The 11,450-nt window shown below is 35.5% G+C and carries 12 protein-coding genes; 8 read left to right on the forward strand and 4 right to left on the reverse strand.

What is annotated here, in order from left to right; all coding sequences use genetic code 11:
• Positions 1-214: 214 nt before the first annotated feature.
• The 4 genes from ACFXN8_RS19535 to ACFXN8_RS19550 all read left to right on the forward strand — a co-directional run bounded on the left by ACFXN8_RS19535 (position 215) and on the right by ACFXN8_RS19550 (position 3,640).
• Positions 215-685 (forward strand): hypothetical protein, encoded by a 471-nt coding sequence (locus ACFXN8_RS19535; protein WP_386847340.1) that lies wholly within the window; start codon positions 215-217, stop codon positions 683-685.
• An 889-nt stretch (positions 686-1,574) separates the two neighbouring features.
• Positions 1,575-2,102: an RNA polymerase sigma factor gene (locus tag ACFXN8_RS19540; RefSeq protein WP_386847341.1), complete on the forward strand. Its 528-nt coding sequence runs from the start codon at positions 1,575-1,577 to the stop codon at positions 2,100-2,102.
• Positions 2,095-3,372, forward strand: a complete 1,278-nt coding sequence (locus ACFXN8_RS19545) for a hypothetical protein (protein WP_386847342.1) — start codon at positions 2,095-2,097, stop codon at positions 3,370-3,372. Before ACFXN8_RS19540 ends, ACFXN8_RS19545 begins: the two co-directional genes overlap by 8 nt.
• A 145-nt stretch (positions 3,373-3,517) precedes the next feature.
• On the forward strand, positions 3,518-3,640 hold the full coding sequence (locus ACFXN8_RS19550) for a DUF4306 domain-containing protein (protein ID WP_386847368.1): 123 nt from the start codon (positions 3,518-3,520) through the stop codon (positions 3,638-3,640).
• A 346-nt stretch (positions 3,641-3,986) separates the two neighbouring features.
• On the opposite strand, the gene ACFXN8_RS19555 is transcribed toward ACFXN8_RS19550, so the two are convergent.
• From ACFXN8_RS19555 to ACFXN8_RS19570, 4 genes are all read right to left on the reverse strand, one after another.
• The gene (locus ACFXN8_RS19555; protein WP_386847343.1) at positions 3,987-5,099 is read right to left on the reverse strand and encodes an ABC transporter permease; all 1,113 of its coding nucleotides are present in this window, start codon (positions 5,097-5,099) and stop codon (positions 3,987-3,989) included.
• Positions 5,092-5,790, reverse strand: coding sequence for an ABC transporter ATP-binding protein (locus ACFXN8_RS19560; RefSeq protein WP_376077552.1), 699 nt, complete (start codon positions 5,788-5,790; stop codon positions 5,092-5,094). Before ACFXN8_RS19560 ends, ACFXN8_RS19555 begins: the two co-directional genes overlap by 8 nt.
• Before the next feature lie 159 nt (positions 5,791-5,949).
• On the reverse strand, positions 5,950-6,414 hold the full coding sequence (locus ACFXN8_RS19565; RefSeq protein ID WP_376077553.1) for a hypothetical protein: 465 nt from the start codon (positions 6,412-6,414) through the stop codon (positions 5,950-5,952).
• Between the two features lie 246 nt (positions 6,415-6,660).
• On the reverse strand, positions 6,661-7,602 hold the full coding sequence (locus tag ACFXN8_RS19570) for a CPBP family intramembrane glutamic endopeptidase (protein WP_386847344.1): 942 nt from the start codon (positions 7,600-7,602) through the stop codon (positions 6,661-6,663).
• 586 nt (positions 7,603-8,188) lie between these two features.
• On the opposite strand from ACFXN8_RS19570, the gene bioD reads away from it, so the two are divergent.
• The 4 genes from bioD to ACFXN8_RS19590 form a co-directional block, all read left to right on the forward strand.
• A complete protein-coding gene (gene bioD, locus ACFXN8_RS19575) occupies positions 8,189-8,893 on the forward strand; it encodes a dethiobiotin synthase (protein ID WP_386847345.1) in 705 nt (234 codons plus the stop codon).
• Positions 8,874-10,277 carry an adenosylmethionine--8-amino-7-oxononanoate transaminase gene (gene bioA / locus ACFXN8_RS19580; protein WP_386847346.1) on the forward strand — a complete coding sequence of 468 codons (1,404 nt, stop codon included), beginning with the start codon at positions 8,874-8,876 and terminating at the stop codon, positions 10,275-10,277. The genes bioD and bioA overlap by 20 nt, the downstream gene beginning before the upstream one ends.
• Positions 10,244-10,816: a biotin transporter BioY gene (locus ACFXN8_RS19585; protein WP_386847347.1), complete on the forward strand. Its 573-nt coding sequence runs from the start codon at positions 10,244-10,246 to the stop codon at positions 10,814-10,816. The genes bioA and ACFXN8_RS19585 overlap by 34 nt, the downstream gene beginning before the upstream one ends.
• A gap of 202 nt (positions 10,817-11,018) precedes the next feature.
• Positions 11,019-11,450: biotin synthase BioB (locus ACFXN8_RS19590; protein ID WP_483869463.1), on the forward strand; the 432-nt coding region annotated here is incomplete at its 3' end.

Genomic DNA, 11,450 nt, shown 5'->3' on the forward strand with positions numbered 1-11,450 from the left:
CGTAATTGTTTGTGTGGTAACTAACAATTTTACATGAGAATCTCTCTTTTTATTTAATTTTCATTGGAAGAAACTAGATAATCAACACGCGTGAAATAGTACATCAATATCTGAATTTGTAAAAGAAAGGGATGGATCTTTTGAGGATATTTACTTAGAATTTAACGGCGGTAAAAGATCTTCACTTTCAAGTAAGTACACATTAGATATTACAATGGATGAATTAGGGCAAAACACCAAGAATATTAGTTTAAAAATCCCGGATGCATACTATCAATTAAGTAGCCCTAAACTTACAGATAATGATGCATTGGGATTCAAAGGTGCTTTTTCGGATTATTATACTTATACTACAGATCCGAATTACAATCATGAATTAGAAGTATACTCCAAATATTTGAAAAAACTTGAAAAGTACGGAAGTTTCAAAGTAAAAGATGGATACGATTTAACGGACCCACCACAACCGAGAACTTATGTACCAGATCCAATAGTATGGAAGACAATAGGTGAAGAACTCATTTTTAGCAGTGATCTGGTTAATCAAACGATTTTTCAAACAACTTTTTCAGGGGTAAAAACAAATAGTAGAAGTTTACTTACACGTGTAGATGATTCATTTGTTGGTTTTAGATTAGATGGCCCAGATACCAGAAAGAAAAATGTAACAATCGAAGGGAAATAAAAAGAAGGCACAGGCTGCAATTAGCTTCATTTTAAAATATCAACACAAAATTATTATCTGGAATTAATGCCAGAAAAAAAGCACAAGTCAACGTTATCTTAGGGTGACAACCTTCAAACGTATGTAAATAAATAGATCAAGCATATTTTATATATATAATATGTTTGGTCTATTTTTTATGATTCTGTTCGTAACGATTGTTGTTTTATCTTGTTTTACTCAACTAACGAGCAGGATAGTTAAATAACAATGTGGATATATGTGGTAAAATAAATATTAAATAAAAGCTTGGAGAGTGAATGTAATGAGGGTACTATTGGAGTTCATAAGAATGTTTTTTTTACTCATAATCTTTTATTTGATTTCAGGCAATATTATTGTTTATATCTACCAAAAATCAGGGATGAAATATTCGAATACTTATGGAATTATGATGATAATCTCAATTTTAATTATATTTACTATTTTATATCGAAATAAACTGCAATTTAGTGGATGGTATAAAGGAGATGTAAAAGACAAACTCTCAAAAACATTGACAAAATGGCTGATTTCAATTGCACTATTATTATTGTTATCACCTCCTATCCTAAGCTTCTTATTCCACTAACGAGGTGTGATTGTTCAATTAGAGCGATCGCTTCTTGTGCTAACGGTGCGGTTTTCTTTAATAAGCAGGAATGAGTTTTTACTAATCTAAATGGATTACTTATATTCCTTTTACCGTATTAGAGCATAGAGGCAGTACTTCGTAATAAGATTTTATTAAAAATTAATTGGAATAATATAAATGAAATCGTAGGGAGAATATTCTTCCTACTTTTTTTGCGAGAAAATGTAAATTATTTAAGCTAAATCATGAACTAAATTGTCTAATGTATAGAAGGGAGTGAGTTACATTATTCGTTTAATTAAAAAAGCTCAAAAAGGAAATGAAAAAGCCTTTTTAAAACTTTTTCAGATGTATGAAGCAGATATATATCGAATGGCATTTATTTATTTGAAGAATGAAGAGGAGGCTTTAGATATTGTACAAGAAACTGCTTATAAAGCGTTCGATAAAATTGAAAGCTTAAAAGAACCTACTTACATTAAAACATGGTTTATTAAGATTGCCATTAGTAGTTCACTGAATCGTTTAAAAAAGCTAGAAAAGATTGTGCCTGTGCAAAATGAATACATAGACAATATACAGTTTGAACAGGTTGACCCTACCGTTAAAGTCTTACTAAGACAGATATTAGAGAAATTGACAAACGATGAAAAAGGGATTGTATTACTGAAATATTACGAGGGCTATACTTTTCAAGAAATTGCTGACACGCTCCAAATCCCATTAGGAACAGTAAAGTCAATCCTGTATCGTGCATTGAAAAAATTACGTGTTCAAGTAGAGGAGGCAGATTTTTATGGATAAGTTAAAAGAATCAGTAGAGTCGATTCCATTGCCGAAAGATTTACACAAAAGAGCGAAAATGGGCGTTAGCCAAGTAAAGAAAAAAAGGAAGAAAATGTGGCTCATTCCATCAGTGGCTACTGTATTTCTAGCTAGCTCTATTACAGTTGGTGCTGCAATGATTGACGATGTAAAAAATTTGCTATGGCATATTAGCCCTGAAATAGCTGCATTACTTGAACCAATAGAAAGTACTGTTGAACATGATGGCATAAAAATGGAAATCGTTTCAGCAATGCAGGATGAAGATATGGCCGTCGTGTATGTAACAATGCAGGATGTTGAAGGAAACCGTATTGATGAAACATTGGATATTTATGACTATTTCATTTCAAAAGGGCGGTCTTTTACTGTTGAAAGAATTGGTTTTGATCCTACAACGAAAACAGCCTTTGTTCGATTTATGTCGTTTAATGGGAGTAGCACCGATAACTTTAAGTTAAAAATCCGTTCTTTTTTAAGTGATAAATCAGTGTTAGAGGATGTAACATTCCCACTGGATTTACAAGATGTAGAAAAACAACAAACGGAAATTTTGCCAGATGATACAATTCGCGGGAGTGGTGGAGAGTCCCGTGAAGGAGGTGTATATGTACTACCAGCAGGTAAGTTGAATATTCAAACACCACTATACGACAGAATGCGAATTAAAAATATAGGACTTCATAATGACAAACTATATGTGCAAACAGAGTGGCCAGCCAATAATGCGATTGAACACGGAGAATTTTATTTAGTGAATCCAGCTGGGCAGAAGATTCTTCCTACAGAGAATTATTCCTACGGGAGAGATGAACAAGGAAAATCAATTTATGCGTATAATTATGAGGAAAATATATTTAATGTGAAGGATATCAATGTAGCTGAGTATGAGTTGCAGGCAAAGATTTATACAGCTGGTCAATATGTGGAGGGAGATTGGGAAGTAACCTTCAAACTCGAAGAGATGAGAGGGCAGTCGGTGCCATTTGCTATGGACTTTGGTGACTGGAAAGCGAAAGAGCTGAAGGTTTCTCCACTTGGTTTAACGATTATAGGGGAAGGCGATGCGACAGAAACGGAAGAATTAACGGCTACAATTGTTAAGAAAGACGGAAGTCATAAGGAATTAAAAAGTTTAGTTTCCTTCTCTGATGAAAATCAAGTGAAACTGAAGTTACTGTCAGAGGAACCATTAAAGCTCGACCAAATTAAATCCATTATGGTTAATGGATTTAAAGTGAATTTTTAATATGAATAGGGTGGTACTGGTATCAATCAGTCCCACTCTTTCCCTAACGACGCGGATTTGTAAAAGAAAGCTATGCTAATTAAAAACCGAAATAATAGGATTTATAAGGAGAGAAAAGTTGTTTAAGTATGTATAGCAACTTAAAATTGGAAGTTTTATTTTAGCTGTTTCAACATTTATATCTTGGTATGAGGGAAGTGCCATTATAGAAAATTCGTTGGAATGGAAGTATTCAACACCGTTAACCGTATTATTTAAAGGTGCTTAACTCATAGCGTTAATTGGTATGTTTGCTTCTATAAGGTCCTCGAACCGAGGATACATCCTCCTGTACACAAATAAATATACTTTTCGTAATATTCCTAATATTTATAATATACATTTTATACTTATTAATCGACCCTTATATTTTTAGAGCAGTATGTATATAAAAAGAGGATAACTAGCCTCTATAATAGACCAATTATCCTCTATTCCAATACCCTTATATAACAAGATGCTGATGCTTTTTTTCTGTTAAGTTCTTTATGAGGTTCAAGCTGATTTGAACCAGCTTGAACCAAAAAACCTTTGTAAACGTTGGTATATCAACAATCTTATTAACGTTTTGAGCCTTAATTTACAAGACTAATAATAAAAATAATAAGGACACACAATAATGGCAGATCTACAAATCCCTTAAGCAAGCGCTTGTTAGCTGTTTGAAATTGTTCATTGGATACTTGAAAGATTGACCAAATTTTATGCTCTAAAATTTGCTGGATCACCGATTGCATCATTGACCGTAAAGTAAAATAAAGTATTCCGAGTATAATCATTTTCGCCCATGCTGGCACAATAATGATGAGCCCAATACCACTCAATAAGAAACGAAGATATCCTAAACGATACTGTTTTTGACGAAGCATCGTTTTGCATACTAATTCCTCTATAAAATAATCGGAACGTCGAAACATACGCTTTGAATTTTTCCATAGTAGGCGAGGCTTTTTTAATGTCGGTACTAGCTGACTTCGAAGCTCAGGGGCAATTTGGAATAAAAGACTTTGCCATTTATAAAATGCTGCTTGGTCGAGCTCCACTTGTTGATCAAAAAATTTAGTGATATAGACATAATGTTTATTATAAAAGCTTGTGCAATAAACAAGAAGAATTAGATAAATAAGTGAAGTAATAATAGTAGGTACATACAAAAAGCAAATCGTACCGAGAATACACATAAATATGTTACTTACTAGTTGCTGCCATTTACGAAGCTTTAATTGTAAAACTACCTTCATAAAATTAGTCGTGAATAGTAGCAATAGTAAAGAAAGTAATTCTAATACAGTTACATGATAAACGATTATAAAGATCGGCGCTAATAGAGCAAGGCCAGAACCTAGTAAAATTAGGTGCATACTTAACGACCAATAAAGACCAGCTTGTTTTAAGCGTACCATTTGTTTTCGGTTTTGGATTAAAAAAAGATGATCGGCTCGTTGTAAATAAGTACGAATAGTTTCGATTCGTGTAATAAGAAATAACAGTACAATAATGAACACTAGCGGAATATGTATGACCCACGATGTACTTATATTTAAAATAAAGTCTTTATAAAGGAAAAAGCCAATGACTATTGCTGGCACAACAACATATAAGGCGACTGTCCAATCGACGATGCTTGCCAATAGCTTAAAATTGTGGGAGCGCTCTAATTTTCTTCGTTGCTGCACTATATTAGTCATGGTGGTTTTCCTCAAGCAGTGTGTCGAAAATATCAAGAAGAGATGCTTTGTCCTGTTTCACCGCTAAGCGTAACGATTCAAGTGTACCTTGCTGTAAAATTCGCCCATCATCAATTAATATGAAACGATCACATATTTTTTCTGCCGTATCGAGTGCATGTGTACTCATTAGAATGGCAGCACCTTGCGCTTTTAACTCTTCTAATATCGTTAAGAGCTTACGCATTGCCTGTGGATCAAGACCCATAAATGGCTCGTCTAAAATATAGGTAGAATGCTTGTCGAGAAATGCTAAAATAAGCATCACTTTTTGTTGCATACCTTTGGAAAACGTTGTGGGATAATCGTGTAGCTTATGGTCCAAATGGAAAATTTTCAGTAATTCATTTGCACGATTTGTTAAAGAATTTTCCTTACCAGCTACACGCATGTAAAAATCGATATGCTCCCATAATGTAAAATACTCATACAAAATTGGTCTTTCTGGTACGTAGCCGTAAGCTCCTATTGTCACCTGACCATCCACTACTGGTAATACACCCATCATTGCTTGTAAGGTTGTGCTTTTGCCTGCTCCATTGGAACCGATTAATCCAACAAGCTCGCCACTATTTACTTGAAATTGAATGTTTGAAATAATGGCTTCGTTTTCTACATAGCCACCTTTATGTATGTTAATATCTATTGTCATTCACTTCCTCTCTTTGTATATTTACGAATTAAAGAGGAAAATGTTTCAAATTTTGAGATTTTAAGAAGAATATCGTTTAGTAGATGAGTTTACTGATAGGGGGGCATTCGGGTGGCTAAAGAGAAATGGAAATAGAAGTCTTTGCAATAGCCCACCTACTTAATCTAGGTGGGCTATTGCATTTAATATATCTTCACTCACAGCATTCCAAAATTGTTGTTGTATAGCATCGCAATACACATATAGATCTTTATTTTGGACATGCTCGTATAGCTCAGAAATCGCTTCTTTATGAAAATAGAGTCGATGATTTAATGCCTCTCTTTCTTCCTCAATACAAAACGATTTATACATATCTGCGAGACGTTCAAGCTTTGCTAATTTTTGTTTCGTTCCCTCGTATTGTGTTTGGTGAAATCGTCCTACTGCGGTAGTCATAGAGATCTTTGCCCGATGTTCGGTATTTAACGTTCGCAATTCTTCCTGACGAATAGCCACACGATACCAAAACTCATAGCGAATAGGTAAGTCTTTTAGCTCGTATGTGAGCAAGGATTTTAAAATAAAACTAACATGCTCATAAGTATCAATAATCTTGTCTGACTCTTTAAAAATACCAAACATACAGCCACCCCCGTTTAGATTAATACTACGAACGAAGAGTAAAACCCTTTAAATTTTCTATAAAATTCAGAAAAGTAATGAAGCAATAAAATTTTCTGGATATTAATAGAAATCAGCTAAAATACAAGCTTAAAAGTTGATAAAGGGTGAGTATGAAATTTATGTGGATTTTATTGTGTGTTTATAAAAAAATAAATCTTGCTACACTTACTTATGTAACAAGACTTTAAAAGTGGATTTATAAAATTAAATTGAGTTTATATTTTGAGGTTTAGTTTTTTTAGTTATTCCCACTAATAACAAAATCCATAGTAAACTATTTCCAATAGAATGAGTTGCAAAAGAAGCCCATGTTGAATTAGTAAATTGAGCAATCCATGGGGCAATAAGCATGCTAGGAAGCATATTGATAAAATGCCACTTCAAACAAGCATGAACAACCCATGCCCAAAGTAATCCATTTACTACCCATGCCCAATTCCCGAAAATTTCTTGTTGGATAGGGAGGAAAAAGCCTCTCCACATTAGTTCCTCACATAACATAGCAAAAAGGTGTAACGGAATAAATATGGTTATCATTTTCCAATTTCTATAAAGCGTAACACCGAAAAATTCTGATGGAGGTAATTCCATCCTTTTTAATGGATTAAATGGAGCTGGAAGATAACTTGGTGGGGCAAGCATTGGAAGTTTCGCAAAAAACTTACCTAAAGGTTCAAGAAATAGGTCAGCGAATATTGTAACAATAATTGCTCCCACAACCCAATACCAATCGTTTTCTGTTAAAGGATTGAAGCGAAACCTTTCCAAAATATTTTGCCATGTCCAAGCATTTCCCTCTAAATGATACAGTAGTAACGAGATTGGAAATAAACTCATTACAGGAAACCAAAGAAAGAACCAAAAAGCATAAATTAATGGTACACCCTTTTTAATTAATAGCGGTGTTCCATAGTAAACACCATAGTATACTAACGAACCTGTAATGCCGAAAATGAGTAACTGCAGCAGATAGGACATTAGAAAATCCCCTTCTATATAAAGGATATATTTACAAATAATATGTAAACATAAAGCATTATATTTTTCTATATTTTTTTCGTAGTAACATCTAATCTGCACTAAAGTTTTATAGGAGCAAGAAATATACAGGTGGGACTTAAATACAATGATGCTTTTATATTGCACATGAAAGGCCAACTGAGTACAAAAAATCCGCGTGAGAATAAATTTATTATTAAGTGAAAAAATGACTTTTTGTTGATATTTTGTTTATGCGTACTTAATTGCCTATTACTAAAAATTAGTGGTGATATGATATAAGATGATTGGAGTGGAGGCTGGGCGACTCCTCGGGGATTAGCGTCACAGATGAGACCCTGGAGCGAGCAAACAGGGGAACGAAGGCTAAAACCCATCACGTCCTGTGATAACGCCTTCGTGACCAACATCGTGTTGGCCTAAGCGGCTCATCGGACGCCCCCAGGAAAGCGCCCAGCCGGAACGGAAATCAAACCCCCGTTATGGTAATAGGCCTGCTACTTAATAAAAAACCTGTGAAAATATATATTAACCAGCACTAGTTTTTACCACATGGTAAGAAACTAGTGTTTTTTATTGATGAAAAGTCTTTTAAGTTATCACAAATTTCCTATTTTTTGCATAGAAAAAGGTTGTTTTTGAAGAAATATGGAAATAGCATTTACAAAATAAAATTAAATGTGTTAACTTGAATAGTGTTAATGGTTAACTTAAAAAGAGGGGGAGGTTACCGGTGCAACATTTTTGGGTTGTTGGAACAGATACAGATGTCGGTAAAACAGTTGTCACTACATTGCTAATGCGGCAATTACAAAAGCATGATCTACAAGTTACACCGTATAAGCCCGTGCAAACTGGGGAAGTTTGTGAGAATGGGCATTGCTATTACTACGATACAGCAATGTATGAAAAGTATTCATTACAAAGCCTAAAGCAAGAAAATTTAAATGGCTATTCTTTTAAGAAAGCTGCATCACCACATTTTGCTGCACAGCTGGAGGGACAGCAAATTAATGTGGAGTATTTATTACAGCAAATTCAGTTGTTACAGCAAGCAAACGATGTCGTCATTTGTGAGGGAGCAGGGGGACTTTTTGTTCCAATAGATACATATGGAGAAAATACACTTCTTGATGTAATCGTTCAAAGTAAGCTTCCAGTCGTTCTTGTCACACGAACAACACTTGGAACAATTAACCATACATTACTAACACTTGAGGCATTACATGCTCGTAATGTTGAGGTTCTTGGCCTTGTATTTAATGGAGATACAGGTAGTCGGATGGAACAAGATAATGTGAAGATGATTCTACAACATCAAGAGTTGCCATATGCGACGATTCCGAAGCTTGGGGATATTTCACAGATTGTTGACTACTCTATTTCACACACATCTTTGTTTGAAAGGTTGGTCAAATATGAAACAATCATTAACTGAATTGCAGACGAGAGATTTACAACATGTTTGGCATCCATGCTCACAAATGAAGGACTATGAACAACATCCGCCTATTGTTATTAAAAAGGGACAAGGTGTATGGCTGTACGATGAACATAATAATCGTTATTTAGACGCCGTATCTTCCTGGTGGGTAAATTTATTTGGACATGCAAATCCACGAATAAGTCAAGCATTAAGCGATCAAGCGTTTACATTAGAGCATACGATCTTTGCAAATTTTTCACATGAACCAGCCATTAAGGTGGCAGAAAAATTAGTCGCCTTAACGCCAGACGGTTTGAATAAAGTATTTTTTGCAGACAACGGCTCGTCAGCGATAGAAGTGGCACTCAAAATGAGTTTTCAATATCATATGCAGACGGGAAAAACAAAGAAAAAACGCTTTCTAGCTTTAACGGATGCTTATCATGGTGAAACACTTGGTGCCTTATCTGTTGGTGGGGTAGGGCTATATAACGAAGTGTATCAACCACTGTTATTGGATACAGTACGTGCACAAGGACCGGATTGCTTCCGATGTCCTTTTAGGGAGAATCCTGAAAGCTGTCAAGCTCAATGTATACAATTTGTTGAAGACGAGCTTAGTCAGCATCATGAAGAAATTACAGCTATTATTATTGAGCCTCTCATTCAAGCGGCTGCAGGCATGAAAATGTATCCGCCAATCTATTTGAAGCGATTACGAGAGCTTTGTACAAAATACGATGTTCATTTTATTGCAGATGAAATTGCTGTAGGTTTTGGACGTACAGGTACATTATTTGCTTGTGAGCAAGCGGGTATTGCTCCAGATTTTATGTGCCTATCAAAAGGTTTAACGGGTGGTTATTTGCCACTATCCGCAGTATTAACGACTGATGATGTATACAACGCTTTTTATGATGATTACGGTACAATGAAAGCTTTTTTACACTCTCATAGCTATTCTGGTAATACGCTTGCTTGTCGTGTAGCCCTAGAGGTTTTGACAATGTTTGAAGAGGAACGTGTGATCGACATGATAAAAAACAAGAGCGAACGTATGCGAAAGCTAGCTAAGCAGGCTTTTGAAGAGTTGCCGTTTGTTGGTGAATATCGTCAGGTGGGACTAGTTGGTGCTATTGAATTAGTCGCGAATCGTGAAACTAAGGAACCACTTCCGAGTGAGGAACGTATCGGTTATCAACTATCAAAACGAGCCTTAGCAAAAGGCTTACTCATTCGTCCTCTTGGCAATATAGTATATTTCTTGCCTCCATACATTATATCTGACGATGAAATGGATTTTATGATTGATACAACCAAAGAGACGATCATGCAATTTTTTGAGGAGCGGGAGGGAATAAGTTGTTCAAACGACAATCAACACTGTCACTTGTGATGATTGCGTTGTTTGCCGCTTTAACCGCAATCGGGGCATTTATTAAAATACCGCTGCCAGTAGTGCCCTTTACATTACAAATTGTTTTTGTTTTTTTAGCAGGTAGCTTGCTCGGTAGTCGCAATGGATTACAAAGTCAGCTTGTCTACATAGGGGTTGGTTTAGTTGGTTTACCTGTTTTTACACAAGGTGGGGGTATCACCTATGTATTGCAACCAACATTTGGTTTCCTGATTGGCTTTGCACTGGCCGCCTTAGTAATTGGTTTCATGATTGAAAGAGTAGATACACCAACGAAAAAACATTTTATCAGTGCAAATATTGTCGGGCTCATTATTATTTATGGGGTGGCGGTACCGTATTTATATGTATCTTTGAATTTCTGGTTACATATGAAAACGAGTTGGTCACATATTTTCGTAGTTGGCTTTTTAAACAGCATTGTTGCCGATTTTTGCTTAGCGATCGCTTCTGCCTTTTTGGCCGAGCGCCTTTACAAAGTATTTCATTCAGCAAGAACAATAACTTCTTTCAGCTGAAGTATCTCATTTCTACAGATGTGAGAGGAATGCAGAGGTAAGTTGTTTTTTAGCGGTTGAGCAAACATCAGCTGAAATAAGTGATAGCCTCCGGCGGATGTCACGGAATCGGAAAGTAGTTCTTTGTGCACAAAGCCGATTCCAGGCGATTATGCCGAGACATAATTGATAAAATATTCAAGTAGAGAGGGAGAATGTCTAGATGAATTGGTTACAGTTAGCAGAGGAAGTTATTGCAGGGAAAATCATTAGCAATGAGGAGGCTCTTGCCATTTTAAATAGTGAAGATGATGAGCTATTGAAGGTAATGGACGGTGCCTTTGCTATTCGTAAGCACTACTATGGGAAGAAAGTAAAACTAAATATGATTATGAATGCTAAGAGCGGTTATTGCCCAGAGGATTGTGGCTATTGTTCTCAGTCATCTAAATCGACAGCACCGATCGAAAAATATCCATTCATTACGAAAGAAGAAATTTTAGCGGGGGCAAAACGAGCATTTGACAATAAAATCGGCACTTACTGTATCGTGGCAAGTGGTCGTGGGCCAACTCGAAAGGATGTTAATGTCGTTAGTGAAGCTGTTACTGAAATTAAAGAAAAGTATGGCTTAAAAGTTTGTGCTTGTCTTGGC

It is taken from the genome of Lysinibacillus sp. NPDC059133 (assembly GCF_042755925.1).
GTDB lineage: Bacteria > Bacillota > Bacilli > Bacillales_A > Planococcaceae > Lysinibacillus.

Excerpts from the sequence above, each read along its gene's own strand:
- ACFXN8_RS19535 (WP_386847340.1), top strand. The coding sequence starts at position 215 with ATGGATGAATTAGGGCAAAACACCAAGAATATTAGTTTAAAAATCCCG.
- ACFXN8_RS19545 (WP_386847342.1), top strand. The coding sequence starts at position 2,095 with ATGGATAAGTTAAAAGAATCAGTAGAGTCGATTCCATTGCCGAAAGAT.
- ACFXN8_RS19555 (WP_386847343.1), bottom strand. The coding sequence starts at position 5,099 with ATGACTAATATAGTGCAGCAACGAAGAAAATTAGAGCGCTCCCACAAT.
- ACFXN8_RS19560 (WP_376077552.1), bottom strand. The coding sequence starts at position 5,790 with ATGACAATAGATATTAACATACATAAAGGTGGCTATGTAGAAAACGAA.
- ACFXN8_RS19565 (WP_376077553.1), bottom strand. The coding sequence starts at position 6,414 with ATGTTTGGTATTTTTAAAGAGTCAGACAAGATTATTGATACTTATGAG.
- bioA (WP_386847346.1), top strand. The coding sequence starts at position 8,874 with ATGAAACAATCATTAACTGAATTGCAGACGAGAGATTTACAACATGTT.